This window comes from Pseudomonas brassicae (genome assembly GCF_010671725.1).
Taxonomy (GTDB): Bacteria; Pseudomonadota; Gammaproteobacteria; order Pseudomonadales; family Pseudomonadaceae; genus Aquipseudomonas; species Aquipseudomonas brassicae.
This window is the reverse complement of the sequence record NZ_JAAHBU010000125.1, coordinates 1-26750: the sequence shown is the minus strand read 5'-3', so window position 1 is coordinate 26750 and position 26750 is coordinate 1. Positions and strand designations below refer to the sequence as shown.

Below are 26750 nucleotides of genomic sequence, written 5' to 3'. Positions count from 1 at the left end.
GCTTGCCAGCGAAAGCGGCCTCATGGCGTACGGTTGCGCCGCGTCTCGATGATGTTGGGCAACTGCGAGATCCGCCCCAGCAAACGCCCCAGCGCATCCAGGCCAGGGATTTCGATGGTCAGCGACATCAAGGCCGTGTTGTCTTCCTTGTTCGAGCGCGTGTTGACCGCCAGCACGTTGATCCGTTCGTTGAGCAGCACCTGCGACACATCACGCAGCAGCCCCGGACGGTCGTACGCACGGATGACGATGTCCACCGGGTAGGTCTGCACTGGCACCGGCCCCCAGCTGACCTGGATGATGCGCTCCGGCTCGCGCCCGGCCAGTTGCAGCACCGAGGCACAGTCCTGACGGTGAATGGTCACCCCGCGCCCGACCGTGATGTAGCCGACGATCGCATCGCCCGGCAGCGGCTGGCAGCAACCGGCCATCTGCGTCAGCAGGTTGCCGACCCCCTGGATCTGGATGTCGCCACGCTTGCCCGGCTTGTAGCCGGTGGCCTTGCGTGGCACCAGTTCGACGTGGTCGATGCGGTCCGGCTCCACCAGTTGCTGCGCGGCGTTGACCAGGTGTGCCAGGCGCAGGTCGCCGGCGCCCAGCGAGGCGAACATGTCTTCGGCCGTCTTGAGGTTGGCCTTTTCGGCCAGGCGCTCGAAATCCACCTGCGGCAGGCCCAGCCGACTGAGCTCGCGCTCGAGCAGGGTCTTGCCGGCGGCGACGTTCTGGTCACGCGCCTGCAGCTTGAACCAGTGGACAATCTTGGCCCGCGCGCGCGAGGTGGTGACGTAGCCCAGGTTCGAGTTCAGCCAGTCGCGGCTCGGGTTGCCATGCTTGCTGGTGATGATCTCGACCTGCTCACCAGTCTGCAGGCTGTAGTTGAGCGGCACGATGCGCCCGTTGATCTTGGCGCCACGGCAGTTGTGGCCGATCTCGGTGTGCACGCGGTAGGCGAAGTCCAGCGGCGTGGCCCCCTTGGGCAGGTCGATGGCGTGCCCGTCCGGGGTGAACACGTAGACCCGGTCGGGTTCGATATCGACCCGCAACTGCTCGGCCAGGCCACCGATGTCGCCCAGTTCCTCGTGCCACTCCAGCACCTGGCGCAACCACGAGATCTTCTCTTCGTAATGGTTGGAGCTTGGCTTGACGTCGGTGCCCTTGTAGCGCCAGTGCGCACACACGCCCAGCTCGGCTTCTCGTGCATGGCGTGGGTGCGGATCTGCACTTCCAGCACCTTGCCCTCGGGGCCGATCACCGCAGTGTGCAGCGAGCGATAGCCGTTTTCCTTTGGGTTGGCGATGTAGTCGTCGAATTCTTTCGGGATGTGCCGCCACAAGGTGTGCACGATACCCAGCGCGGTGTAGCAGTCGCGCATTTCCGGTACCAGCACGCGCACGGCACGCACGTCGTAGATCTGGCTGAACTCCAGGCCCTTGCGCTGCATCTTGCGCCAGATCGAATAGATATGCTTGGCCCGGCCGCTGATATCGGCCTTGACCCCGGTGGCCAGCAGCTCGTTCTGCAACTGGTTCATCACGTCGCTGATAAAACGCTCGCGATCAAGCCGGCGCTCGTGCAGCAGCTTGGCGATCTGCTTGTACTGGTCGGGCTCCAGGTAACGGAACGACAGGTCTTCGAGTTCCCACTTGATATGCCCGATGCCCAGGCGGTGGGCCAGCGGCGCATAGATATCGAAGACTTCACGCGCCACGCGGTTGCGTTTTTCGTCGTCGGCGCCCTTCACCGCGCGGATTGCGCAGGTGCGTTCGGCCAGCTTGATCAAGGCCACGCGCACGTCGTCGACCATCGCCACGAGCATCTTGCGCAGGTTCTCCACCTGCGCCTGCGAGCCCAGTACCAGCGAATGCCGCGGGCTGAGGCTGGCACTGATGGCGGCCATGCGCAGCACACCGTCGATCAGCTTGGACACCACCGGGCCAAAACGCTGGCCGACTTCGGCCAGGGTCACCTTGCCTTCGCGGACCGCGCGGTAGATGACCGCGGCCACCAGCGAATCCTGGTCGAGCTTGAGGTCGGCGAGGATCTCGGCGATCTCCAGGCCTGCCTGGAAACTGGAGGTACCGTCGGCCCATGAATGCTTGGCCGGGTTACCCTTTTTCTCGATGTCCTGAGCAAACTCGCAGGCCGCCTTGAGGGCTTCCCGGTCCAGCGCCAGGTCGACGCTGACCACATGATCCAGCCATGCTTCGAGATTGATACTGCCGTCGGTGTTGACCGGCTGGTGCACTCTCACCTGTACCATCTTTGTCTACCTTTCCCTACAGCGCATGCGTGATGCGCTTGAAAACACGGGTGTCACCCTGCCAGATCGAAGGGGCGACACCGAGCAGGCCAGCGTCGCTAACCCACCTCGAATAACGCCATGGCCTCGACATGCGCAGTCTGCGGAAACATGTCGAGAATCCCGGCACATTTTAACCGGTAACCCTGTTTGACCAACTCGGCGCTGTCGCGGGCCAGTGTCGCCGGGTTGCACGACACATAGACCAGACGCTTGGCGCCGAGTGCGGCTATCGTGCGGACCACCTCAAAGGCACCGTCGCGCGGTGGATCCAAGAGTACCGCAGAAAAGCCCCCGGCCGCCCAGCTCGAAGTCGCCAGAGGCTGGGACAAATCGGCCTGAAAAAACTGTGCGTTATGCAGATTGTTGCTACGCGCATTCGCTGCCGCACGCTCAACCATCGCCTGCACGCCTTCCACTGCCACCACTTCGCGGGCTTGCTGCGCCAGCGGCAAGGCAAAGTTGCCCAAGCCACAGAACAGGTCGAGCACGCGCTCGTCGGCTTGCGGTGCGAGCCAGGCCAGGGCCTGCTCGATCATCGCGGTATTGACCTGGGCGTTGACTTGCACGAAGTCACCCGGCCTGTAGGCCAATTCCAGCCCCCATGGCTCCAGGGTAAACCCTAGCGTGTGGTTGGCGGCTACAGGCGCCGGTTCGCCGTCACCTTGTAACCAGAGTTGTACACCCGCCTCGCTGCAGAATGCCTGCAAGCGTGCCAGGTCGCCCTCGGGCACCGGCGCGGTGTGGCGCAGCAACAGCGCCAGCGCCGTGCCGCTGAACAACTCGACATGCCCGACGACCTGCGGCTTGTCGAGGCTGCGCAACAGCAACGGCAGGTGACGCAGAATCGACTGCAAGGGTTGTACCAGCACCGGGCAGTCGTCGATGGCGATGATGTCCTGGCTGGCCTCGGCGCGAAAACCCACCTCGAGGCGCTTGGCTTTCACATCCCAGCGCACCGCCACGCGGGCGCGGCGCCGGTAGCCGAACTCCGGGCCGGACAACGGCGCGGCCCATTGCTCGGGCACCACACCGGCCACCCGCTGCAGTTGCTCGGCCAGCATCCGCTGCTTGAGTTCGAGCTGTTGGGCATGCGGCAGGTGCTGCAGGTTGCAGCCGCCGCAGCGGTCGAAATGCTTGCAAGGTGCCGGGCGCCGCGCTTGGCTGGCGCTGAGCACGCGCTCCAGGCGTGCCTCGACCACCTTGCCGTGGGCATTGAGCACGCGCGCTTCGACGTCTTCGCCGGCCAGGGCACCACTGACGAACCAGGTGCGCCCCTCGACAAAGGCGATGCCCCGGCCGTCACCGGCCAGGCGCTCGATGCTCAGGCGCTGCTTCTTGCCCGTCGGCACCTGCGGCGCACGGGTGCCGCCGGTCGGCTGAAAGCGCAGGCCGTTGTTGCGTTTGGCTTTGGACATCAGCGATCCGCGTCAAAAATGCCGGTCGACAGGTAACGGTCGCCACGGTCACAGATAATCGCCACCAGCACCGCGTGTTCCAGCTCCTGCGACAGGCGCAACATCGCCGCCACCGCACCACCGGAGGACACGCCACAGAAAATGCCCTCTTCGCGGGCCAGGCGGCGGGTGGTGTCCTCGGCTTCGCTCTGGGCCATGTCGACCACGCGGTCTACCCGGCTGGCGTCGAAGATCTTCGGCAGGTACTCGTGGGGCCAGCGACGGATCCCGGGGATCGCCGAGCCTTCCATCGGTTGCAGGCCGACGATCTGCACGTTGGGGTTCTGCTCCTTGAGGTAGCGCGAGCAGCCCATGATGGTGCCCGTGGTGCCCATGGAACTGATGAAGTGGGTAATGCTGCCGCCCGTCTGCTGCCAGATTTCCGGGCCGGTGCTGACGTAGTGGGCTTCGGGGTTGTCACCGTTGCCAAACTGGTCAGCACCTGGCCACGGCCTTCGGCCTGCAGGCGCTCGGCGAGGTCGCGCGCGCCCTCCATGCCCTCTTCCTTGCTGACCAGGATCAGCTCGGCGCCGTAGGCGGTCATGGCGGCCTTGCGTTCGGCGCTGGAGTTGTCGGGCATGATCAGGATCATCTTGTAACCCTTGATCGCCGCCGCCATCGCCAAGGCGATGCCGGTGTTGCCGGACGTCGCCTCGATCAGCGTGGCACCGGGCTTGATCTGCCCGCGCAACTCGGCGTGGGTGATCATCGACAACGCCGGGCGGTCCTTGACCGAACCTGCCGGGTTGTTGCCTTCGAGCTTGAGCAGGAGGGTATTGGTGGTTTCGCCGGCCATGCGCTGCAGGCGAACCAGGGGCGTGTGGCCGACGCAATCGGCGATGGTAGGGTACTGCAAGGTCATGGCGTAGTTCGCAATCCGGACTGCGGGGCGCCTATCATACCGGCAAACGACGCAGGCCCATATCACGCAATGGTTGGGCGTTATAGCCGACAGGCATAAGCAATGTCTGGCTAAACCGCTGCAGGCAATTGCATGTTCACCCGCAGCCCCTTCAGGGTGTTCTGCGCCCACAGCTGGCCGTTCTGGCGCTGCAGCGCATTGCGCGCAATGCTCAAGCCCAGGCCGAAACCGCCATCGCCTGGGCGCGAACCTTCCAGCCGGGTAAACGGTGCAAAGATCTGCTCCAACTGCGCCTCTTCCACCCCGCCGCCTTCGTCTTCCAGCCACAGCAGCCAGTGCGCGCCCTCGCGCCGCCCGGCCAGGCGCACCACACCCGCTGGCGGCGAGTGCCGGATGGCATTGCGCAGTATGTTCTCCAGGGCCTGGGCCAGGCTGTTCAGGTTGCCCTGCACCCAGCACTGGGCATCCAGCGCACACTCGAACCGATCACGCGGCCAACCGCTCTCGAAGCAGGCATCCTCCACCAGCATGTCCCACAATGCCTGCAACTGGATCGGTTCGCTGGCCAGTGGCGAACGCTCGGCATCCAGCCACGCCAGTTGCAGGGCGTCTTCCACCAGCCGCTGCATGCAGTCGACTTCGCGGTTCAGGCGCTCGCGCAACGCCTCGACGTCCTGTTCGCCCTCGCCGGCCACGCGCAGGCGGCTGAGTGGCGTGCGCATCTCGTGCGAAAGGTCGCGCAGCAGTTGCTGCTGCAGGGCCACCGTGCCCTGCAGGCGCTCGGCCATGTGGTCGAAGGCGCGGCCCAGTTCGCCAAACTCGTCACGCCGGCTGGTGGTGTCACTGGCCACCCGTGCGGTCAACTGGTCGGCACGCCACGCATTGGCCTGCTCGCGCAACTGGTGCAACGGGCGGATCAGCATGCGGTACAGGCCCACGCAGAACAGCAGCGTCAGCAAGCCGGGAATCAGCCCATTGGTGACCATGCGCCAGAACAGCATGTTCAACCGCCCGGGCATCAGCCGTTGCGGCAACTCCATCACCAGGCTGCCCAGGCTCGAGTCGGCCGGGAATGGCACGATCATCCAAGGGATGCGCGCAGAGTGTCGGCTCACCGGCCAGTCGGTGCCACGCAAAAAGGTCAGGCGCCGGCTTTGCAGGTCGGTCAGCGGCACACTGCCCAGCGATTGCAGGTCGCTGCCGATCACCCCGACAAAGTCGCTGTCGGGCTCACGCGCGGGCATCTGCGCCAGCCATTCGTCGACCCCGGCCTGGCCACGACGTCGGAAGGCCTCTTCGGCTTCGCTGGCATAGTCTTCCAGCAGCGCCCGCGCCGCGGGCGACAGGTAGGCGTTGCGCAGTTCCATGTGCCGGCCCCATTGCCAGCTCAGGCCGATCATCAGCAGGCAGAACACCACCAGCAGAATCGCCAGTTTCCAGAACAGTGAATGGCGGCTGAGCACCTCAGCTGTCCTCGCTGGCGCTGAGCACGTAGCCCTTGCCCCACACCGTGCGCACCTGGCGTTCCAGATAGCCGATGGCCTTGAGCTTGCGGCGGATCTGGCTCACGTGCATGTCCAGGCTGCGGTCATGCCGGGCATAGCCACGCTGGAGTACATGCTGATACAGAAACGCCTTGCTCAGCACCTCTTCGGGGCTGCGGTGCAGCGTATCGAGCAGGCGGTACTCGCTGAGCGTCAGGCCGGCCCATTGCTGCCCATGGCTGACATCGCAGGCCAGCTCGTCGAAGTGCAACTCGCCAGCGAGCATGCCCTCGCCCGGCTGGTGCCGACGCTCCAGCGCCACCCGACGCAAGATCGCCTCGATGCGCACACGCAACTCCACCATGCTGAACGGCTTGGGCAGGTAGTCGTCGGCGCCGCGTTGAAAACCGGTGATGCGATCGGCCTCGGCACCCAGCGCCGACATCAGGATCACCGGGATCGAGCTCTTCTGGCGCAGTTGGGCCAGGGCATCGAGGCCCGTCATGCCGGGCAGCAGGATATCCATCAGCACCACATCGAAGCTGCGCTCGCAGGCCAGCTGCAGCCCCTCGCCGCCATCCCGGCACCAGGTCACCAGAAAACCGCTGCGTTCGAGCTGCTCGTGCAGGTGCGCGCCCAGGACCGGATCGTCCTCGATGGCAAGTATGTTTGAGGCGTGAATAGCGGCGGGATTCATTGGCGGGTGCTAGCAATTCTCAATTACGCGATTATTGAGTATTCGCCCCGCTCAGGCAACTCAAGCCGACAAAAGCTTCGGAAGCGCCCTACAATCGACAAAAACAGATACAAATGAGTGCATTACATAGACAGTCGCGGTAATTTTCCGAGCTCAACCGTCGGATCAGACCGACGAAGGTCCTACAGCGCTAGACGAGCACAGGAGAGTGGGCGTGCTGAATCGATTGGGAATCAGAAGCCGCGTACTGCTGCTGGCCTTGCTGCCTGCCGGCATGATGGCGCTGGTGCTGGGGGGCTATTTCACCTGGCTGCAGCAGAACGAGCTGCAAACCCAATTGCTCCAGCGCGGCAGGATGATCGCCGAACAACTGGCGCCACTGGTGGCCCCGGCGCTGGTACGCAACGACCCTGCGCAACTGGAGCGCATCGCCGCCGAGGCGCTGGAACAGGCCGATGTGCGCGCCGTCTCCTTCCTGGGCCCCGACCGCAGCCACCTGGCACACGCCGGCCCGAGCATGCTCAATCAGCAGCCTGGCGGCGGCGGTACCCAGTTGCTGCAACGCAGCGGCAACGATGCCACGCGCTACCTGCTACCGGTGTTCGGCCGCCACCGCGACCTGGCCGGCGAACGCATCCCCGGCGAAGCCGACCGCCTGCTGGGCTGGGTCGAGATCGAGCTGTCGCATGACGGCACCCTGCTGCGCGGCTACCGCAGCCTGTTCGCCAGCCTGCTGCTGATTTTCATCGGCCTGGGCGCGACCGCCCTGCTGGCCTTGCGCATGAGCCGCAGCATCAACGGCCCCATCGGCCAGATCAAGTTCGCGGTCAACCAGCTCAAGGACGGCAACCTCGAACAGCGACTACCGAGCATGGGCAGTTATGAACTCGACGAGCTGGCCAGCGGCATCAATCGCATGGCCGAAACCCTGCACAACGCCCATGAAGAGCTGCAGCACAGCATCGACCAGGCCACCGAGGACGTGCGCCAGAACCTGGAAACCATCGAGATCCAGAACATCGAGCTGGACATGGCACGCAAGGAGGCGCTGGAGGCCAGCCGTATCAAGTCCGAGTTCCTGGCCAACATGAGCCACGAGATCCGCACACCGCTCAACGGCATTCTGGGCTTTACCCACCTGTTGCAGAAAAGCGAACTGACGCCACGCCAGTTCGACTACCTGGGCACCATCGAGAAGTCCGCCGACAGCCTGCTGGGGATCATCAACGAGATTCTCGACTTCTCCAAGATCGAGGCCGGCAAGCTGGTGCTCGACAGCATTCCGTTCAACCTGCGCGACCTGATCCAGGACACCCTGACCATCCTCGCCCCGGCGGCACATGCCAAACAGCTGGAACTGGTCAGCCTGGTCTACCGCGATACCCCGCTGTCACTGGTGGGCGACCCGCTGCGGCTCAAGCAGATCCTCACCAACCTGGTCAGCAACGCGATCAAGTTCACCCGCGAAGGCACCATCGTCGCCCGTGCCATGCTCGAGGAAGACGGCGAAGACAGCGTGCAACTGCGCATCTGCGTGCAGGACACCGGCATCGGCCTGTCCAGCCAGGATGTGCGCGCACTGTTCCAGGCGTTCAGCCAGGCTGACAACTCACTCTCGCGCCAGCCGGGCGGCACTGGCCTTGGGCTGGTGATTTCCAAGCGCCTGATCGAGCAGATGGGCGGCGAGATCGGTGTCGACAGTACCCCCGGTGAAGGCTCGCAGTTCTGGATCAGCCTCAACCTGCCCAAGGCCCGCGACGATGCCGAAGACCTGCCGCTGCCACCCCTGCAGGGCCGGCGCACGGCGGTGCTCGATGGCCATGAGCTGGCGCGCCAGGCGCTGGCTCACCAGCTTGAAGACTGCGGCCTGAACGTCACCGCGTTCAGCACCATCGATCAATTGCTCAAGGCCGTGGAAGCGGCGCACCTTGGCGGCCAGCCGTTCGAACTGGCGATCCTCGGGGTGAACCTGCAGGTGATGCCTGCGGAGCGTCTGGGCCTGCACATCCAGCGCCTGGAGCAGTTTGCCTGCCAGGCCCTGGTGCTCTGCCCCACCACCGAACAGGCCCTCTATCACCCGCACCTGCCCAACGCCCACGGCCAGTTGCACGCCAAACCCGCCTGCACGCGCAAGGTCCGCCGCGCGCTGCTGGAACTGGTGCAGCCACGGCGCATCAGCCACGAGTTCAAGGTGCCCAGCGGCCAGCGCCAGCCCAAGGTGCTGTGTGTCGACGACAACCCGGCCAACCTGCTGTTGGTGCAGACCCTGCTCGAAGACCTGGGCGCCGACGTGCTGGCGGTCGACAGCGGGCATGCGGCGATCAGCGCCGTCCAGGGCGACACCTTCGACCTGGTGCTCATGGACGTGCAGATGCCGGTGATGGACGGCCGCGAGTGCACCGAACACATCCGCGGCTGGGAAAGCGCCCGCAACGCCCCGGCGCTGCCGATCGTGGCGCTGACGGCACATGCCATGGCCAACGAGAAGCGCGCCCTGCTGCACAGCGGCATGGATGATTACCTGACCAAACCGATCAGCGAGCGCCAGCTGTCACAGGTGGTACTCAAATGGACCGGCCTGCAACTGGGCAGCCCGGCCAGCGAGCGCAGCGCCGACACCGCAGTGCAAAGCCAGGACCTCAAGGTGCTCGACCCCGATGAAGGCTTGCGCCTGGCAGCCGGCAAGCCGGACCTGGCCGCCGACATGCTGGCCATGTTGCTGGCCTCGCTGGACGACGACCGTGACGCGATCCGTACGGCCCGCGAGGCGGCCGACCGGCATGCCACCATCGAGCGCGTGCACCGCCTCAACGGCGCGACCCGCTACTGTGGCGTACCGCAACTGCGCGCCGCCTGCCAGCGCAGCGAAACCCTGCTCAAGCAGGACGACCCCGAAGCCCAGCATGCCCTCGACGAACTGGACCAGGCCATCAGCCGCCTCACCGCCGTGGCACGCCTGAGCGCCTGATCTCGGGCAAGGCCAGTGCCGTGGCGGTTGGCTACACTGGCGGCATTCGACTGTCAGGAAGCACACCATGCACGCCTTGCTCTTCAGCAGCCAACCGTATGACCAGGACAGCTTCAGCCACGCGCCGGGGGCGGCGCAGCTGGCGCTGCATTACCAGAGCGCACGCCTGAGCGAAGACACCGCTGCATTGGCGGCGGGCTACGAGGTGGTCTGCGCGTTCATCAACGACGACCTGAGTGCTGCGGTACTCCAACGCCTCAAGGCCGGCGGCACACGCCTGATCGCGCTGCGCTCGGCCGGCTACAACCATGTCGACCTGGCGGCGGCCAAGCGCCTGGGGCTGGCGGTGGTGCGCGTACCGGCCTATTCGCCGCATGCCGTGGCCGAACATGCGGTGGCACTGATCCTGGCGCTCAACCGACGCCTGCACCGCGCCTACAACCGCACCCGCGAAGGTGACTTCAGCCTGCACGGGCTGACCGGCTTCGACCTGCACGGCAAGACCGTCGGCGTGGTCGGCACCGGCCAGATCGGCCTGGCCTTTGCACGCATCATGGCCGGTTTCGGCTGCCAGTTGCTGGCCTACGACCCCTTCCCCAACCCGCAGGTGCAGGCACTGGGTGCCCGCTACCTGGACCTGCCAGACCTGCTGCGCGAGGCCCAGATCATCAGCCTGCACTGCCCGCTGACCACACAGACCAAGCACCTGATCAACCCGCAGAGCCTGGCCAGCCTGCAACCGGGCGCCATGCTGATCAACACCGGACGCGGCGCACTGGTCGACACCCCGGCGCTGATCGATGCGCTCAAAAGCGGCCAACTCGGCTACCTGGGGCTGGACGTGTATGAGGAAGAGGCGCAGATCTTCTTCGAGGACCGCTCCGACCTGCCACTGCAGGACGATGTGCTGGCGCGGCTGCTGACCTTCCCCAACGTGATCGTCACCGCGCACCAGGCGTTCCTGACCCGCGAGGCGCTGGCGGCGATTGCCGCGACCACGCTGGACAACATTGCCCGCTGGGCGGCAGGTAATCCGCAGAATCTGGTCGAGGGTTGATGCTAGGATACGCGGCATATTTGGAGGACCCATGGTCGAACACGATTTCCGCTACACCCTGTTTAACCCGCAACACACCCTGATCGAATGCCGCTCGCTGGTGCCGGGCCGCTACCAGGTCACCGGCAATGGCGGTTCGATCCAGAAGGGCGACGTCCTGCTGGTGACCCTCAAGGGCAGCAAGACCCTGTCGATGCGCCTGACGGTCGAGACCGTACGCCACCTGATCAACCCCACCGGCCAATGGGTCGCGGTGGCGGCTGGGCCGGTGTTCGGCGAACTGGCGATTCACACCTGGCAGGTCAACTGCAATGGTTGCGAGGCCAGCCTGGAGTTCGAGTTTGCCGTGGATGCCAAGCTCGGCACCAAGGCGCAGAAGCCAGCGGCGGTGGCGCGCATTGCCGAGCTGGGCTGGAGCACGCAGGGTGACAAGCACCTGTGCCGCACCTGTCAGGAGGCTGCAAAGTGAAACGCGTGGTGTATTGCGCGCTCGCTGCAGCGGCCCTGGCGGGCTGCGCAGCAGAGCCGATCAAGCTCAGGCAGGAACAGAGCTATGTGCTGGAGTGGATCGGCGAACGTCCGTTGATCGACTACAGCCACCTGACCCTGACGCTCGCTGAAGATGGGCGTGCGTACGGCAATGCCGGCTGCAACCACTGGTTCGCACCGTACACGCTGCAGGACGACAAGCTCAGTTTCGGCAAGGTCGGGCGCACCCGTAAACAGTGCGCACCGGCATTGATGGAGCAGGAAAAACGCTTCCTGCAGGCCCTGGAGACCGTACAGCGCTGGGATATCTCGCCCATCGAGCAGGTGCGTTTCTGGCCTGAACAGGGCAAGCCGTTGCGGTTCTGGCCTGAAGAAGGCTGACAGACCGCATCGCGCCCTTCGCTGGCAAGCCAGCTCCCACAGGCTCTTCACTGCTCTTGAGCGTAGCGCTGTACCTGTGGGAGCTGGCCTGCCAGCGAAGAGGCCTTAGCCGCTCGGCAGTTCCCGGGCCTTGCCGTGGCTGGCCAGGCGCTCCAGCGCCGCCTTGAGCTTGGGGTCGGTAATGCCCTCGGCCGTAGCCTGGATGTTCTCGGCCGAACGTGTCGAAATGTCCATCGGGTGCCCCGCCGCAGGTGCCACCCCGGCCACCGGCTGCACCTTGAACAGGATGCGGGTCAGGCTGCTGAACACCTCCATCGCCTGCAACTGGCGCTGCAGGCGCTTTTGCTGGTAGCGCAGGCGCGTGGCCCAGTGCCCATCGGTAACGATCAGCAGCAAGGTGCCTTCGCGCCACGACGCCACATGGCAGTGCTCGCGGGCAGCCGGCTGCAACTGGCTTTCCACCAGGCGCTGCAACTGCGCCAGGCGCTGGGCCTGGCTGAACAGGGCCTTGAGCGGCCTGGCTTCACGCAGTAGCACGGCGGGAGCACGGGCGGGCAGGGGGCGAAACGCCATGGGACAGTACCGGAAGAGGCTAGGCCGTCATCTTAACAGATCGCCCCAGAGGTGATTCTTTATGATGCGACGGGTTGAAGTTGACGAAAATGCCCTTATTGTAAAAAAGCCCCGTCAAAGCGCTGTGCCAGCATCGTGGAAATCCGCCACTTTCCTCACCATCGTTTCCGGGTAGAATGCTCGTTCGCATGCGGCCATAAGGGCTGCACGGGCGACTCACGGGGCCGCCCTCCATCCCTACGTGTGGAAGATCCTGCCAATATGTTTGCGCCTTTGTTAAAAAAACTTTTTGGAAGCAAGAACGAGCGTGAAGTCAAACGCATGCTCAAGACGGTACAGATCGTCAATGCCTTCGAAGAGCAGATGGTCGCCCTCTCGGACGAGCAGTTGCGGGGCAAGACCGCAGCGTTCAAAGAGCGCCTGGCCAAAGGCGAGACCCTCGACCAGTTGCTGCCCGAAGCCTTTGCCGTAGCGCGTGAAGCCGGCAAGCGGGTCATGGGCATGCGTCACTTCGATGTGCAGTTGATCGGCGGCATGACCTTGCACGAAGGCATGATCGCAGAAATGCGTACCGGTGAAGGCAAGACCTTGGTCGCAACCCTGGGCGTGTACCTCAATGCTCTGTCCGGCAAGGGCGTGCACGTGGTCACGGTCAACGACTACCTGGCCCGCCGCGATGCCAACTGGATGCGTCCGCTGTATGAGTTCCTCGGCCTCACCGTGGGTGTCGTCACCCCGTTCCAGCCGCCGGAAGAAAAGCGCATCGCGTATGCCGCCGACATCACCTACGGCACCAACAACGAATTCGGTTTCGACTACCTGCGCGACAACATGGCGTTCAGCATGGAAGAGAAATTCCAGCGCGAGCTGAATTTCGCCGTGATCGACGAAGTCGACTCCATCCTGATCGACGAAGCCCGTACCCCGCTGATCATCTCCGGTCAGGCCGAAGACAGCTCCAAGCTGTACATCGAGATCAACAAGCTGATCCCGCGCCTGAAGCAGCACATCGAAGAGGTCGAAGGCCAGGTCACCCAGGAAGGCCACTACAGCATCGACGAGAAGACCCGCCAGGTCGAACTCAACGAAGGCGGCCACCAGTTCATCGAAGAGATGCTTACCCAGGTCGGCCTGCTGGCCGAGGGCGAGAGCCTCTACTCGGCGCATAACCTGGGTCTGCTGACCCACGTCTACGCCGGCCTGCGTGCGCACAAGCTGTTCCACCGCAACGTCGAGTACATCGTGCAGGACGGCCAGATCCTGCTGATCGACGAGCACACCGGGCGTACCATGCCGGGCCGTCGCCTGTCCGAGGGCCTGCACCAGGCCATCGAGGCCAAAGAAAACCTGAACATCCAGGCCGAAAGCCAGACCCTCGCCTCGACCACGTTCCAGAACTACTTCCGCCTGTACAACAAGCTGTCCGGCATGACCGGTACGGCTGACACCGAAGCGTTCGAATTTGCCCAGATCTACCAGCTCAACGTGATGGTGATCCCGCCGAACAAGCCGCTGGCGCGCAAGGACTTCAACGACCTGGTCTACCTGACCGCCGAAGAGAAGTACACCGCGATCATCGCCGACATCAAGGAAAGCATGGCCTCCGGTCGTCCGGTCCTGGTGGGTACCGCGACCATCGAAACCTCCGAGCACATGTCCAACCTGCTGGTCAAGGAAGGCATCGATCACAAGGTCCTGAACGCCAAGTACCACGAGAAGGAAGCCGAGATCATCGCCCAGGCCGGTCGCCCGGGTGCGCTGACCATCGCCACCAACATGGCCGGTCGTGGTACCGACATCCTGCTGGGCGGCAACTGGGAGGTCGAAGTGGCGGCGATGGACAACCCGACGCCCGAGCAGGTTGCCCAGGTCAAGGCCGACTGGCAGAAGCGTCACCAGCAGGTGATCGAGTCCGGTGGTCTGCACGTGATCGCCTCCGAGCGCCACGAGTCGCGCCGTATCGACAACCAGTTGCGCGGCCGTTCCGGTCGTCAGGGCGACCCGGGTTCGAGCCGTTTCTACCTGTCGCTCGAAGACAGCCTGATGCGCATCTTTGCCTCCGACCGCGTGAAGAACTTCATGAAGGCGCTGGGCATGCAGTCCGGCGAGGCCATTGAGCACCGCATGGTCACCAATGCCATCGAGAAAGCCCAGCGCAAGGTCGAAGGCCGCAACTTCGACATCCGCAAGCAACTGCTCGAATTCGACGACGTGGCCAACGAGCAACGTAAAGTCATCTACCACATGCGCAACAGCCTGCTGGCGGCGACCAACATCGGCGACACCATTGCCGAGTTCCGTCAGGAAGTGCTCGACGCTACCGTCGCCCAGCACATTCCGCCGCAGTCGCTGCCCGAGCAGTGGGACGTCGCAGGCCTGGAAGCGGCCCTGGCCAGCGATTTCGGGGTGAAACTGCCGATCCAGCAATGGCTCGACGAAGACGATCACCTGTACGAAGAGACCCTGCGCGAGAAGCTCATGGCCGAGCTGATGGCGGCCTACAACGAGAAGGAAGAGCAGGCCAGCGCCGATGCCCTGCGCACCTTCGAGAAACAGATCCTGCTGCGCGTGATCGACGACCTGTGGAAAGACCACCTGTCAACCATGGACCACCTGCGTCACGGTATCCACCTGCGTGGTTACGCCCAGAAGAACCCGAAGCAGGAATACAAGCGCGAGTCGTTTGCCCTGTTCCAGGAACTGCTCGACTCGATCAAGCGCGACACCATCCGTGTGCTCTCGCACGTTCAGGTGCGCCGCGAAGACCCGATCGAAGAAGAGGCGCGCCTGCGTCGCGAAGCCGAAGAGCTGGCCCAGCGCATGCAGTTCCAGCACGCCGAGGCCCCAGGCCTGGAAGCCGGCGAGCTGCTGGAGGAGGGTGCCGATGTGGCCGTGGCCGCAGCACCCGTACGCAACGAGCAGAAACTGGGCCGCAACGAGCCTTGCTGGTGCGGTTCGGGCAAGAAGTTCAAGCAGTGCCACGGCAAGATCGACTGATCACACCGTCGTTGCACCTCGCTGACATCTGAACACCGCGCCGCGACCGGTCACCACCGTCGCGGCGTTGTTCCATCTCAAGCGCCGGTTATCTCGAGCCGGCGCATTTTTTCTAGGAGCGCTTTCATGGCTGTTGGTCTTGGTCCTTTGCCAACGTTGCACCCGGTTCCAGGTTTTGAACTCGGCATTGCCTCTGCGGGCATCAAGCGCCCCGGGCGCAAGGACGTAGTGGTCATGCGCTGCGCCGAAGGTTCCAGCGTCGCCGGTGTGTTCACCCTGAATGCATTCTGCGCGGCTCCGGTCATCCTGGCCAAGCAGCGCGTACAGGGCCCGGTGCGTTACCTGCTGACCAACACCGGCAACGCCAACGCCGGCACCGGCGCTCCAGGCCTGGCCGCTGCCGAGCGCACCTGCGCCAGGCTGGCCGAGCTGAGCGGCGTTGACGCCAGTGCCGTGCTGCCGTTCTCCACCGGTGTGATCGGTGAGCCGCTGCCGGTCGAGAAGATCGAAGGCGCGCTGCAGGCTGCCCTGGACGACCTGTCGGAAAACCACTGGGCCGAAGCCGCCACCGGCATCATGACCACCGACACCCTGCCCAAGGGCGCAAGCCGTCAGTTCCAGCACGAGGGCGTGACCGTCACCGTGACTGGCATCAGCAAGGGTGCCGGGATGATCCGGCCGAACATGGCGACCATGCTTGGCTACATCGCCACCGACGCCAAGGTGGCACCGGCGGTGCTCAAGGACCTGTTGCTCGATGGTGCGAACAAGTCGTTCAACCGCATCACCATCGACGGTGATACCTCGACCAATGACTGCTGCATGCTGATCGCTACCGGCAAGGCCAACCTGCCGGAGGTCACCGAAGCACGTGGGGCGCTGTTCGAATCGCTGAAAAAAGCGGTGTTCGAGGTGTGCATGGAGGTGGCCCAGGCCATCGTGCGCGATGGCGAAGGCGCCACCAAGTTCGTCACCGTACAGGTCAACGGCGGTGGTAATCACCAGGAATGCCTCGACGTCGGTTATGCCGTGGCGCACTCGCCGCTGATCAAGACCGCGCTGTTCGCCTCCGACCCGAACTGGGGCCGCATCCTCGCGGCCGTCGGCCGTGCCGGTGTGCCTGAACTGGACGTGAGCCTGATCGACGTGTACCTGGACCAGGTGTGCATTGCCAGCAAGGGCGGCCGCAGCGCCACCTACACCGAGGCCCAGGGCTCGGCGGTAATGGCCCAGGAAGAGATCACCATCCGTATCGACCTGGGGCGTGGCGACTGCACCGAGACGATCTGGACCACCGACTTGTCCCACGAGTATGTGAAGATCAACGCCGAATACCGTACCTGATGCATCCGGCCGCTTTGCGGCGTTCGCTGGCAAGCCAGCACCCACAGGGTTTTGTGAGCGCCATAGAACCCTGTGGGAGCTGGCTTGCCAGCGAAAGGGCCGCCAAAGCGGCCCTACCAGCCCCCGCACATCTTGATGGAGCCCCCCATGAGCTACCAACTGATCATCGGCGACAAGCTGTACTCCTCCTGGTCGCTGCGCGCCGCCCTGGCCCTTGATCTGGCCAAGGCCCCGTATGACGAACTGCTGATCACACTCAATCAGCCCGACACCCGCCAGCGCATCCTCGAACACTCCCCGACTGGCAAAGTGCCGTTGCTCAAGTCCGAGCATGGCACCATCGCCGACTCGCTGGCGATCGCCGAGTACCTGGCCGAGCGCCACCCTGCAGCCAAGCTGTGGCCGGTCGACCCGGCTGCCCGGGCCCAGGCGCGCTCGGCCTGTGCGCAGATGCACAGCGGTTTTTTCGCCTTGCGCGGCAACATGCCGATGGACTTCAGCCACGACCAGGCGCTTGAGCCGTTGCCGCTGGACGTGCAGGTCGACATCGACCGTATCGTGGCGCTGTGGTCCGAGTGCCGCCTGGCGGCCAAGGCCAGCGGCCCGTACCTGTTCGGCGAGCTGAGCCTGGCCGATGCGTTCTTCGCCCCGGTGGCCGTGCGCCTGCGCACCTATCGTGTCGAGCTGCCGCCAGCGGCCGCGGCGTATGTCGAAGCCATCTACCAGTGGCCAGCATTCCAGGCGTGGCAGCAGGCCGGGCTGGCGGAGCGTGTGCAGTGAAAAGGATTCACGTAGCCGCTGCGGTCATCCGTGGCAGCGATGGCCGCATCCTCATTGCCCGGCGTGCCGACAGCCAGCACCAGGGGGGCTTGTGGGAGTTCCCGGGGGGCAAGGTCGAGGCGGGTGAAGCCGTCGAGATCGCCCTGGCCCGTGAGCTTCATGAAGAGCTGGGCATCGTGGTGACCCAGGCACGCCCGCTGATCAAGGTGTGCCACGACTATGTCGACAAGCAGGTGCTGCTGGATGTGTGGGAGGTCGACGGCTTTACCGGCGAGCCCCATGGCGCCGAAGGCCAGCCACTGGCATGGGTGACCGCGCGGGAGTTGCCGCAGTATGACTTCCCTGAGGCCAACCGGCCGATCGTGGCCGCCGCGCGTTTGCCGGCCGATTACCTGATCACTCCGGGCGAACTGGAGGCTCCGCAATTGCTGCGCGGCATTCAGAAGGCCATCGCGGGCGGGATCAAGCTGGTGCAACTGCGTGCGCCGAACGGCTACGACCCCAAGTACCGGGATGTGGCGGTGGATGCAGTGGGGCTGTGTGCAGGCAAGGCGCAGTTGATGCTCAAGGGGCCGCTGGAATGGCTGGGTGATTTCCCGTCCGCCGGTTGGCACCTGACGGCCGAGCAGTTGCGCAAGTACGCGCCCAAGGGGCGACCGTTCCCCAAGGAGCGCTGGCTGGCGGCGTCGTGCCACAATGCTGAAGAACTGGCGTTGGCCGAGCAGATGGGGGTGGACTTCGTCACCCTGTCGCCGGTGCAGGCGACCGCGACTCATCCCGAGGCCGTGCCGCTGGGCTGGGAGCAGGTGAGCGCGATGATCGAAGGCTTCAATCGGCCGGTGTATGTACTGGGCGGCGTGGGGCCGGCTGATCGCGAGCGTGCCTGGCAGGCGGGTGCGCAGGGCGTGGCGGGGATCCGGGCGTTCTGGCCTGAGGCCTGAAGCGGGGCTGCTTTACAGCCCTTCGCTGGCAAGCCCGCTCCCACAGGTACCGCACAGATCTCAGGCTGTGTGTGGTACCTGTGGGAGCTGGCTTGCCAGCGAAGGCGTGCTCAAGGCTTGGCCGCAGCCTGCCACAACACCTCGGCCACCCCCTGGCGCCGTGCAATCACCCTGGCCGCCACGAACAGCAAGTCCGACAGCCGGTTGATATAAGCCAACCCCACGCCCGCCAGCGGCTCCAGTGCATTGAGTTGCTGGCAGCGCCGTTCCGCACTGCGCGCCACACTGCGGCACACATGCGCCTGCGCAATCAGCGCCGAGCCACCCGGCAAGATGAAATTCTCCAGCGGCCCCAACTCTTCGTTCCAGTGATCGATGGCCGTCTCCAGACGCGCCACTTCGTCTGCGTTCAACGCCTGGTAGCTGGGCATGGCCAGCTCGCCACCGAGGTCGAACAAGCGGTGCTGACACGGCGCCAGCACCTCGACGACCTCGTCCAGCCCCTGTTCCGCCAGCCCGGCCAGCAGTACCCCCAGCTGGCTGTTGAGCGTGTCGACCTCGCCGATGGCGTCGATGCGCGGGTGATCCTTGGGCACCCGGCGCCCGTCCCCCAGGCCGGTTTCGCCCTTGTCGCCGGTGCGTGTGTAAATCTTCGACAAGCGAAAACCCATGCTCATGACTCCGTCTTGGTGGGGGTGATGGGGCTGACCGTGGCGCTGCTCAGGGGCAGGCGCAAGGTGAAGCAGGTGCCCTGGCCCGGCGCCGACTGCACTTCCATCTGGCCCTTGTGGTTGTTGGTGATGATGAAGTACGACACCGACAGGCCAAGGCCAGTGCCCTGACCGATCTCCTTGGTGGTGAAGAACGGTTCGAAGGTGCGTTTGCGCACCGCCTCGGGCATGCCCACGCCATTGTCTTCCACCTGGATCTCGGCCCACGGCGGGTTGAGCCGGGTGCGCAGGATGATACGTCCCGGCTCGCTGTCGTCGGTGCGCTGGTGAATGGCCTGGGCGGCGTTCTTCAGCAGGTTGAGCAGCACCTGCTCCAGTTCGTTGGCGGTGCCGGGCACCGGGCCCAATGCCGGGTCGAACTGACGCATGATGGCCTGGCCCTTGAAGTCGAAGCCGATGGTCAGGTCGAAGTCGTTGCCGGCGATCTCCACGGCCTGGTCGATCAGCGCCGGCAGGTCGCAGGGCGCCATCTGGCGGTTGCTGCGTCGACTGAAGCTGAGCATGTGGGTGACGATCTTGGCCGCGCGGGCGCCGGCCTGCTGGATGCCGTCGAGCAGTTGCGGCACCTGGCGGTTCTCCAGGTACTGGTTGACCGTGCCCAGGTCGATGCCGGTCTCGCTGGCCTGTTCGAGGTTCTTGGGCAGGTCCGGCGACAGCCGCCGCCGGATGTTCTGCACGTTGTGCAGGATTGCCCCCAGCGGGTTGTTGATCTCGTGGGCCATGCCCGCCGCCAGGCCGCCGACCGAAAGCATTTTTTCCGACTGCACCATCATCTCTTCGAGCGACAGGCGCTGGGTGATGTCGTCGATACGGATCACCACGCCGCGCCCGCCACCGCCCATCAGCGGGTAGAAGGTCAGGGCGTAGTGGCGCGCATCGTCGCCCCGGGTCCAGGTGACCCGCTCGATCTTGGCCACGCGGTGCTTTTCGACACTCTCCTTCAGTTGCGGCAGGAACGGCTTGAGCGGCTCGAACGCAAGGAAGATCGGCTGGTTCAGCGCTTCGTCCAGCGGCGTTCCGGACAGTGCACTGGCCTCCTGGTTCCACTGGGTCACGTAGAGCTGTTCGTCGAGGGCGATCAGTGCCGAGGGCATCGAGTCGATGATGCTGTTGAGGTAGTTCTGAAAACCGGTGAGCTTCTTTTCGATCTTGCTGCGCACCTGGACTTCCAGCTCCAGCTTGCGATTGGTGTGGCGGGTTTCCTGGGCCAGGCTCTGGGCCTGGTCATAGGCGGTCTGAAACTCGTCACGGGCGCGCTTGAGCTGCTGCTCGCGTGCCTCGATGCGCGACAGCATGGTGTTGAACGCCTCGGCCAGGCTGCCGATCTCGTCATGGTTGCCGGGGCGCGCACGCAGGGCGTAGTTCTCTTCGCGGGTGACCTGGCGCGACAGCTGTTCAAGCTGGTAGATCGGCTGGGTGATCAGGCGCTTGATCTGGCGCGCGATCAGCATCCACAGCAGCACGCTGAACACCAGGATCCCCAGGCTGGCGGTCAGGGTGCCGGTGTAGAAGGCCATCGGCAGTTCGCTGCTGGCTACCAGCAGCAGGTGCCCGGGCGGGCTGCCAGGGCGCGGCAGGGTCACCAGTTGGGTGCTGCGAAACTCGGTCAGGCGCCAGGTCTCGATGTTGCGGTAGCGCTTGGGCAGCGCCAATGCTTCACCGTGCTGCAGTTGCGCCAGCAGCTTGCCGTCGCTGCCATACAGCGCCGCAGCGCGCAGCGGGGTGTAGCTGTCGAGTTCCTTGAGCAGGCTGTTGGCGGCCTGCGGGGAGTCGGCGGCACGCTGCGCCAGTTGCGGGTTCGACACCAGCCGGCCGATGGTCTGCAGGGCCTGGGGGGGCATGGCTTCCTGGGAGATCCAGTAGGCAGCGCTGATGAAGGTCAGGTTGGCCACCAGCAGGATGGTGATCAGCAACACCAGCAGGGCCGCCAGCAGTTTCTGGCCGACCGGCAGGTTTTCCAGGCGTTCGCGCAAGGGCATGGTGACGGCGTGATCCTGTGGGTGAGCGGGCAGGGTAGCGTTGCCCTCAGTCGCTGGGCAAGCCGCGTGCGTTCAGGTGTTCGACCAGGCGCCGGTACAGCCGTTCAAGGTGCGCCTGCGGGCGACCGTGGCGGCTGGCGACGCGGCAGGCATGCCCAAGCAGGTAGTGGATCTCGGTGCGTCGGCCATGCAGCACATCCTGGTACATGGAAGAGTAGTTGGCGGCGGTGGCGTGGATCACCCGTTCGACTTCCTGCTGCAGGCCTTCGGCGGCTTGCGGCTGGCCGCAGCAGTGCAGCAGCTCGGCCAGCTCGGCACACAGGGTGGCGACTTCGCAGTGGTGCTCGGCCAGCCCGCCATTGCGGCAATCATGCAATACGGTCAGCGGGTTGATCGCACAGTTGAGGGCAAGCTTGCGCCACAGCCGGGTGAGGATGTCCGGGGTCCACTGGTGGGGGATGGCGGCATCGGCCAGGTCATCGAGCCAGTCGGGCGGTACCGGGTTGGCCGGGTCGCCCAGCCAGTTGAAGCCATGCCCGGCGAAGTTCACCTGCCAATCGGCTTCGCGAAACGCGCCTTCGGTGCTGGAGGCGAACACGCAACGGGCGTGCGGCACCTGGTTGGCCACGTCGTCCTGGCTGCCCAGGCCGTTCTGCAGCAGAATCAGCTCGGCATTGTGCACCAGGCGGGGGGCCAGCCGGGCCACTGCCTTTGGCGCGTCATAGGCCTTGCAGGCCACCAGCAGGCGATGGATCGGCGTGCTGGCATCGGCGGTTTCGGCAGGAATCGCGTGCCGCTGCGCCTGGCCGTTGTGCACCAGGGTCAGGCCGCCTGCACGCTGGTACGCCTGCAGGCGTTGCGGGTCGCGCAGGACCAGGCGCACGGCCTTGCCTGCCTGCGCCAGCCGACAGGCCCAGAGGCTGCCCAGGCTTCCGGCGCCGAGAATGTGCCAGGTGCTGCTCATCTGCGTTTCGCAACCGTTATAATGAGCCCGCATTTTAACCGTCAAACCCGATGCGCTCCATCATGCCGTGCAATTCAGGGCAGCGAGCGCGCGTTTATTTTTGGAGAAAGGATATGCCGTCGTTCGACGTGGTATCGGAACTGGACAAGCACGAAGTCACCAACGCCGTGGAAAACGCGGTCAAGGAGCTCGACCGCCGCTACGACCTCAAGGGCAAGGGCAGCTTCGAGTTCAAGGAAAAGGAACTGACCGTCAACCTCACCGCCGAGGCCGAGTTCCAGCTCGAAGCGATGATCGACATCCTCAAGCTGGCGCTGGTCAAGCGCAAGATCGACGTGCAGTGCCTGGAGGTCAAGGACGCCTTTGCCTCGGGCAAGGTGATGAAGCAGGAAGCGACCTTGAAGGAAGGTATCGACAAGGAGCTGGCCAAGAAGATCGTCGCCCACATCAAGGACGCCAAGCTCAAGGTGCAGGCTGCCATCCAGGGCGAGCAGGTGCGGGTCACCGGCAAGAAGCGCGACGACCTGCAAGAGGCGATTGCCGCCCTGCGCGCCAAAGAGTTCGGCATGCCACTGCAGTTCAACAACTTCCGTGACTGATACCGCTCGTCCGGAACCTTGGCGCCGTTGCGGCGTCCGAGGTGTTTGCGGCCGCTGAAACGTTTGCGGTAGTACGGTTACCCGCTTTTTGCCGCTCGGCATCAGGAGATTAAGTATGGATTTGAACGCTGAAGTCGATCAGTTGGTCAGGGCTTCGCAGACCTGGATTCCGATGATCATGGAGTATGGCAGCCGCCTGTTGCTGGCGCTGCTGACCCTGGCCATCGGCTGGTGGGTGATCAACAAGGTCACTTACCGCCTGGGCAAGTTGCTTGCCTTGCGCAATGCCGACCTGGCATTGCAGGGCTTCATCAGCAGCCTGGCCAACATCATTCTGAAGATTCTGCTGGTGGTCAGCGTGGCCTCGATGATCGGCATCGAAACCACCTCGTTCGTGGCCGCCATCGGTGCTGCGGGCCTGGCCATTGGCCTGGCCCTGCAGGGCAGCCTGGCGAACTTCGCCGGCGGCGTGCTGATCCTGCTGTTCCGTCCGTTCCGTCTGGGCGACTGGATCGAGGCGCAGGGCGTCAGCGGTACGGTCGACAGCATCCAGATCTTCCACACGGTGCTGCGTACCGGCGACAACAAGACGGTGATCCTGCCTAACGGCAGCCTCTCCAATGGCATCATCACCAACACCAACCGTCAGGCGACGCGCAAGGTGGTGTTCGATGTGGGCGTGGACTACGAGGCTGACCTGCAGGCGGCACGCAAGGTGTTGCTGGCACTGGCCAACGACCCGCGGGTGCATCAGACCCCGGCGCCACAGGCGGTGATCTCGACCCTGGGTGACAGCTCGATCACCGTGTCGCTGCGCATCTGGGTGAATACGCCGGACTACTGGGACGTGATGTTCATGCTCAACGAGCATGCGCGGGACCGTCTGAAGGCCGAGGGCATCGACATCCCCTTTCCGCAACGGGTGATCCGTGTGGTGCAGGAAGCGGCGGTCTAGTCAGTATCGCCCGCTTCGCGGGCCAAGCCCTATCCCACGGTCTAGCGATTGCTCTTGAGCGCGGTGCTGTGCTGATGGGAACGGGCTTGGCAGCGGATTACACTTGTTCACGTCTTGACGCTACCCACCCCCTGCCTTTTCTGGCATACAGGCTGGTCTGATTTTCCTTGCCAGGCCTCCCCATGCTGACCCCGCTTATCAAGATCACTCCGTTCCGGGCTCTATGCTTCGCCATGACCCTGGCCCTGTTCGAGCTGTTGACCTACCTCGCCAGTGACGTGGTCATGCCGGCCATGCCCACGGTGGTGGGCGACCTCGATGCGAGCCCCGAATTCATCCCCCACGCGCTCAACCTCTACCTGCTCGGTGGGGTACTGCTGCAATGGCTGATCGGCCCGCTGTCCGACCGTTACGGGCGCCGGCCGCTGCTGCTGTGGGGCTGTGCAATCTTCGGTGCGGCCTGCCTGGCTACCTACTGGGTCGAGGGTATCGAGCTGTTCAACCTGCTGCGCCTGCTGCAGGGCATCGGCCTGGGCTTTGTGGTCACGGTCAGCTACCCGGCACTCAACGAGGCCTTCAGCGAGGCCGATGCGGTGCGCATGATGGCCTTGCTCGCCAACATTGCCCTGTTGTCGCCGCTGCTCGGTCCGCTGGTGGGCACCGTGCTGCTGGAGTGGGTGTCGTGGCGCTGGCTGTTCGTGCTGTTTGCAGGCTTTGCGGTGCTGGCCTGGTGTGCGCTGTACCGCTTCATGCCGGAAACCCTTGGGGTCGAGCGACGCGACGGCACGCGGCTGGCGTTCGAGCCGATTCACCTGCTGCCGCTGCTGGCCGGTTACGCGCAGTTGCTGAGCAACCGCCAGTTTGTCGCCGGCAGTGCCGCGCTGGGCCTGGTGGGGCTGCCGCTGATCGGCTGGATCGGCCTGTCGCCGGTGCTGCTGATTCACGATGAAGGCTTGAGCACCTTCGCCTATGCGTTGTGGCAGATGCCGGTGTTCGGCGGCCTGATCCTGGGCAACCTGATCATCAACCGTATCGCCGACCGGTATTCCTTGCCCGCGCTGATTCGCATCGCGCTCTGGCCGTTCCTGTTCGGGTTGGGCGCGGCGCTGCTTGGCACCTGGCTCTATCCGACGGTGCTCAGCCTGGTGACGGGGATGTCGGTCTATGCGCTGGGGCTGGGGATCGCCAACGCGGTGCTGTACCGCATGACGCTGTTCTCCAGCGAGCAGAGCAAGGGCCTGGTGGCGGCAATGCTGGGCATGATCACCATTGCCCTGCTGGGCCTGGGTGGTGTGCTGCTGGCAATGCTGGGAGCGGGCGCAAGCCTGTTGAGTTTCGCCCTGGCATCCGCCTGCGCTGGCGTGCTGGCGCTGTGGCCGCTGCGCACGCTGCTGCGCGCCAGCGACACCGAAGCGGCATCACTGGCTTAGCCTTCAGCGGCGCTCGCCGACTTCGCTGTCGGCCTGCGCCAGCTTGGCGCGACGCAGCTCCTGGTGCCAGTGCAAGGCGATCAGGATCAGCGTCGGCACGCCGAGCAGGGCGGTGATCAGGAAGAAATCGTGATAGCCGTACTTCTCCACCATCACCCCCGAGTAGCCGCCGATCAGGCGTGGCAACAGCAGCATGATCGAGCTGAGCAGGGCGTACTGGGTGGCGGAGAACTTGAGGTTGGTCAGGCTTGACAGGTAGGCCACGAACGCCGAGGTCGCCAACCCCGAACTGAAGTTGTCGAGTGAAATGGTCACCACCAGCATCTGCAGGTTGGCGCCCATGTCGGCCAGCATCAGGAACAGGATATTGGTCGCCGCCGAGGCCACCCCGCCGATGAACAGGATCGGCAGGATGCCGAAACGCACGATCAGCAAGCCGCCCATGCCGGCACCGAACAGGGTCATGATCAGGCCGAAGATCTTGCTCACGCTGGCGATCTGGTCCTTGGTGAAGCCCTGGTCGATGTAGAACACGTTGGCCATCACGCCCATCACCGTGTCCGACATGCGGTACGTGGCGATCAAGCCGAGCAGCAGCAGTGCCTGCCAGCGGTAGCGCAGGATGAAATCGTTGACCGGGGTCAGCACCGGCGCCAGCCCGCGTCGGCCCATGGACGACAGGCACAGCGCGGTAAGCGTGATGTAGAGGAGGGCGCGCAGGAAGGCGCGGTCTTCGAGCAGCAGGTCGAGCACGCTGCTGCCTTCGAACAGCACACTGGCGAAATCGGTGTTGTACAGCTGGGTGAACATGGCCGGCACCGACACCAGCAGGATGATCAGCACGAACACCGACGCCAGTTGATGGCCGAAGCCATAACGCGCGGCCGACAGCTGGGTGCGCAACGGTACTGGCGGCTCACGCATCAGCAGGGTGGTGATCACCGCGGGCAGCATCAGCACGCCGAACAGCACGTAGGTGCCGGTCCAGGCACTGTGCTTGTAGCTGAAGCCGGTGGAGCCGAAGCCCTCGGCAAAAAACAGTGCGCCGGCGGTCGCCAGCAGTGCGGCGACCCGGTAGCCGGCCATGTAGCTGGCCGCCAGGGCGGCCTGACGCTGGTCATCGGCAATTTCCAGGCGGTAGGCGTCGACGGCGATGTCCTGTGTCGCCGAGGCGAAGGCCACCAGCACTGCCAGCGCGATCAGCCACGACAGGTGCTGCTGCGGGTCGCAAAAGCCCATGCCGACCAGGCCGATCACCACCAGGATCTGCGACAGCACCAGCCACGAACGGCGTCGGCCCAGCTTGCCCAGCAGTGGCAGGCGCCATTGGTCGAGCAGCGGCGACCACACCCATTTGAACGCATAGGCCAGGCCGATCAGGCTGGCATAACCGATGGTTTCGCGGGCGACCCCGGCTTCACGCAGCCAGACCGACAGGGTCGAAAACACCAACATGTAGGGCAGGCCGGCGGCAAAGCCGAGCAGCAACAGCACCAGGGTCGACGGGCTGGCATAGGCAGCAAGCGCAGCGCGCCAGGTTTTACGGGGCATGGGCCAACATCTGCCTCAAGTTTACGAAAACAAAGCGCGCACTCTAACCGCTGTGCTCCATCGGGCGCCAGCCATGGCGCAACATATCCACACGATTGTTCTGGACGGTCACACCTTCGGCCCGCAGGCGCGCCCGCTGCTCGTCTCCCGACGGTGTGCCGAGGGCCAGGCTCAGGCGCCCGCCAGCGCCCAACACGCGGTGCCAGGGCAGT

General features: G+C 64.7%; 20 protein-coding genes and 2 pseudogenes. 11 read left to right on the top strand and 11 right to left on the bottom strand.

Going from position 1 to position 26750, the window contains the following annotated elements; genetic code table 11:
- Positions 1-20: 20 nt before the first annotated feature.
- The 5 genes and pseudogenes from relA to G3436_RS10370 form a co-directional block, all read right to left on the bottom strand.
- Positions 21-2260, bottom strand: a pseudogene (relA, locus tag G3436_RS10390) (GTP diphosphokinase).
- Positions 2261-2358: 98 nt separating this feature from the next.
- A complete protein-coding gene (gene rlmD, locus G3436_RS10385) occupies positions 2359-3717 on the bottom strand; it encodes a 23S rRNA (uracil(1939)-C(5))-methyltransferase RlmD (RefSeq protein WP_163944408.1) in 1359 nt (452 codons plus the stop codon).
- A pseudogene (cysM, locus tag G3436_RS10380) lies at positions 3717-4618 on the bottom strand (cysteine synthase CysM). Before cysM ends, rlmD begins: the two are co-directional and overlap by 1 nt.
- A gap of 110 nt (positions 4619-4728) precedes the next feature.
- Entirely contained in the window at positions 4729-6081 is a 1353-nt protein-coding gene (locus G3436_RS10375; RefSeq protein ID WP_338001235.1) for a HAMP domain-containing sensor histidine kinase, read from the bottom strand.
- A gap of 1 nt (position 6082) precedes the next feature.
- A complete protein-coding gene (locus G3436_RS10370) occupies positions 6083-6799 on the bottom strand; it encodes a response regulator transcription factor (RefSeq protein ID WP_163944391.1) in 717 nt (238 codons plus the stop codon).
- 214 nt (positions 6800-7013) lie between these two features.
- Between G3436_RS10370 and G3436_RS10365 the strand changes: the two genes are divergently transcribed.
- The 4 genes from G3436_RS10365 (at position 7014) to G3436_RS10350 (ending at position 11694) form a co-directional block, all read left to right on the top strand.
- Entirely contained in the window at positions 7014-9767 is a 2754-nt protein-coding gene (locus tag G3436_RS10365; RefSeq protein ID WP_163944388.1) for a response regulator, read from the top strand.
- A gap of 67 nt (positions 9768-9834) precedes the next feature.
- On the top strand, positions 9835-10824 hold the full coding sequence (locus G3436_RS10360) for a 2-hydroxyacid dehydrogenase (protein WP_163944385.1): 990 nt from the start codon (positions 9835-9837) through the stop codon (positions 10822-10824).
- A 31-nt stretch (positions 10825-10855) separates the two neighbouring features.
- Positions 10856-11293, top strand: a complete 438-nt coding sequence (locus tag G3436_RS10355; protein ID WP_163944381.1) for a hypothetical protein — start codon at positions 10856-10858, stop codon at positions 11291-11293.
- Positions 11290-11694 carry an META domain-containing protein gene (locus G3436_RS10350; RefSeq protein WP_163944378.1) on the top strand — a complete coding sequence of 135 codons (405 nt, stop codon included), beginning with the start codon at positions 11290-11292 and terminating at the stop codon, positions 11692-11694. The genes G3436_RS10355 and G3436_RS10350 overlap by 4 nt, the downstream gene beginning before the upstream one ends.
- A 105-nt stretch (positions 11695-11799) precedes the next feature.
- On the opposite strand, the gene G3436_RS10345 is transcribed toward G3436_RS10350, so the two are convergent.
- Complete coding sequence (locus G3436_RS10345; protein WP_163944376.1) at positions 11800-12267, bottom strand: DUF721 domain-containing protein; 468 nt, start codon at positions 12265-12267, stop codon at positions 11800-11802.
- Positions 12268-12528: 261 nt separating this feature from the next.
- Between G3436_RS10345 and secA the strand changes: the two genes are divergently transcribed.
- The 4 genes from secA (at position 12529) to G3436_RS10325 (ending at position 18329) form a co-directional block, all read left to right on the top strand.
- Entirely contained in the window at positions 12529-15264 is a 2736-nt protein-coding gene (gene secA / locus G3436_RS10340; RefSeq protein ID WP_163944372.1) for a preprotein translocase subunit SecA, read from the top strand.
- 126 nt (positions 15265-15390) lie between these two features.
- The gene (argJ, locus tag G3436_RS10335; RefSeq protein ID WP_163944369.1) at positions 15391-16608 is read left to right on the top strand and encodes a bifunctional glutamate N-acetyltransferase/amino-acid acetyltransferase ArgJ; all 1218 of its coding nucleotides are present in this window, start codon (positions 15391-15393) and stop codon (positions 16606-16608) included.
- A gap of 147 nt (positions 16609-16755) precedes the next feature.
- Positions 16756-17388, top strand: a complete 633-nt coding sequence (locus G3436_RS10330) for a glutathione S-transferase (RefSeq protein WP_163944362.1) — start codon at positions 16756-16758, stop codon at positions 17386-17388.
- Complete coding sequence (locus G3436_RS10325; protein ID WP_163944359.1) at positions 17385-18329, top strand: Nudix family hydrolase; 945 nt, start codon at positions 17385-17387, stop codon at positions 18327-18329. Before G3436_RS10330 ends, G3436_RS10325 begins: the two co-directional genes overlap by 4 nt.
- Positions 18330-18439: 110 nt before the next feature.
- Here the strand turns inward: G3436_RS10325 and G3436_RS10320 are convergent, their stop codons facing one another.
- The 3 genes from G3436_RS10320 to G3436_RS10310 are packed head-to-tail and all read right to left on the bottom strand — an operon-like array spanning position 18440 to position 22003.
- On the bottom strand, positions 18440-19000 hold the full coding sequence (locus G3436_RS10320; protein ID WP_163944415.1) for a cob(I)yrinic acid a,c-diamide adenosyltransferase: 561 nt from the start codon (positions 18998-19000) through the stop codon (positions 18440-18442).
- Between the two features lie 2 nt (positions 19001-19002).
- Entirely contained in the window at positions 19003-21039 is a 2037-nt protein-coding gene (locus G3436_RS10315; RefSeq protein ID WP_163944356.1) for a sensor histidine kinase, read from the bottom strand.
- 46 nt (positions 21040-21085) lie between these two features.
- The gene (locus tag G3436_RS10310) at positions 21086-22003 is read right to left on the bottom strand and encodes a putative 2-dehydropantoate 2-reductase (RefSeq protein WP_163944353.1); all 918 of its coding nucleotides are present in this window, start codon (positions 22001-22003) and stop codon (positions 21086-21088) included.
- Between the two features lie 113 nt (positions 22004-22116).
- On the opposite strand from G3436_RS10310, the gene G3436_RS10305 reads away from it, so the two are divergent.
- The 3 genes from G3436_RS10305 (at position 22117) to G3436_RS10295 (ending at position 24987) form a co-directional block, all read left to right on the top strand.
- Positions 22117-22602, top strand: coding sequence for a YajQ family cyclic di-GMP-binding protein (locus tag G3436_RS10305; RefSeq protein WP_043862082.1), 486 nt, complete (start codon positions 22117-22119; stop codon positions 22600-22602).
- A gap of 115 nt (positions 22603-22717) precedes the next feature.
- Positions 22718-23557 (top strand): mechanosensitive ion channel family protein, encoded by an 840-nt coding sequence (locus G3436_RS10300; RefSeq protein ID WP_163944350.1) that lies wholly within the window; start codon positions 22718-22720, stop codon positions 23555-23557.
- Positions 23558-23742: 185 nt separating this feature from the next.
- The gene (locus G3436_RS10295; protein ID WP_163944411.1) at positions 23743-24987 is read left to right on the top strand and encodes an MFS transporter; all 1245 of its coding nucleotides are present in this window, start codon (positions 23743-23745) and stop codon (positions 24985-24987) included.
- A 3-nt stretch (positions 24988-24990) separates the two neighbouring features.
- On the opposite strand, the gene G3436_RS10290 is transcribed toward G3436_RS10295, so the two are convergent.
- Both G3436_RS10290 and G3436_RS10285 read right to left on the bottom strand, forming a co-directional pair.
- Complete coding sequence (locus tag G3436_RS10290; protein ID WP_163944347.1) at positions 24991-26538, bottom strand: AmpG family muropeptide MFS transporter; 1548 nt, start codon at positions 26536-26538, stop codon at positions 24991-24993.
- Positions 26539-26581: 43 nt separating this feature from the next.
- Positions 26582-26750, bottom strand: a 169-nt coding sequence (locus G3436_RS10285; protein ID WP_178116399.1) for an MGMT family protein, incomplete at its 5' end; no start/stop codon positions are given.

What these genes read in the sequence shown, in the direction of transcription:
- rlmD (WP_163944408.1), bottom strand. Translation starts at nt 3,717, where the DNA reads ATGTCCAAAGCCAAACGCAACAACGGCCTGCGCTTTCAGCCGACCGGC.
- G3436_RS10370 (WP_163944391.1), bottom strand. Translation starts at nt 6,799, where the DNA reads ATGAATCCCGCCGCTATTCACGCCTCAAACATACTTGCCATCGAGGAC.
- G3436_RS10360 (WP_163944385.1), top strand. Translation starts at nt 9,835, where the DNA reads ATGCACGCCTTGCTCTTCAGCAGCCAACCGTATGACCAGGACAGCTTC.
- G3436_RS10355 (WP_163944381.1), top strand. Translation starts at nt 10,856, where the DNA reads ATGGTCGAACACGATTTCCGCTACACCCTGTTTAACCCGCAACACACC.
- G3436_RS10345 (WP_163944376.1), bottom strand. Translation starts at nt 12,267, where the DNA reads ATGGCGTTTCGCCCCCTGCCCGCCCGTGCTCCCGCCGTGCTACTGCGT.
- secA (WP_163944372.1), top strand. Translation starts at nt 12,529, where the DNA reads ATGTTTGCGCCTTTGTTAAAAAAACTTTTTGGAAGCAAGAACGAGCGT.
- argJ (WP_163944369.1), top strand. Translation starts at nt 15,391, where the DNA reads ATGGCTGTTGGTCTTGGTCCTTTGCCAACGTTGCACCCGGTTCCAGGT.
- G3436_RS10330 (WP_163944362.1), top strand. Translation starts at nt 16,756, where the DNA reads ATGAGCTACCAACTGATCATCGGCGACAAGCTGTACTCCTCCTGGTCG.
- G3436_RS10320 (WP_163944415.1), bottom strand. Translation starts at nt 19,000, where the DNA reads ATGGGTTTTCGCTTGTCGAAGATTTACACACGCACCGGCGACAAGGGC.
- G3436_RS10315 (WP_163944356.1), bottom strand. Translation starts at nt 21,039, where the DNA reads ATGCCCTTGCGCGAACGCCTGGAAAACCTGCCGGTCGGCCAGAAACTG.
- G3436_RS10310 (WP_163944353.1), bottom strand. Translation starts at nt 22,003, where the DNA reads ATGAGCAGCACCTGGCACATTCTCGGCGCCGGAAGCCTGGGCAGCCTC.
- G3436_RS10305 (WP_043862082.1), top strand. Translation starts at nt 22,117, where the DNA reads ATGCCGTCGTTCGACGTGGTATCGGAACTGGACAAGCACGAAGTCACC.
- G3436_RS10300 (WP_163944350.1), top strand. Translation starts at nt 22,718, where the DNA reads ATGGATTTGAACGCTGAAGTCGATCAGTTGGTCAGGGCTTCGCAGACC.
- G3436_RS10290 (WP_163944347.1), bottom strand. Translation starts at nt 26,538, where the DNA reads ATGCCCCGTAAAACCTGGCGCGCTGCGCTTGCTGCCTATGCCAGCCCG.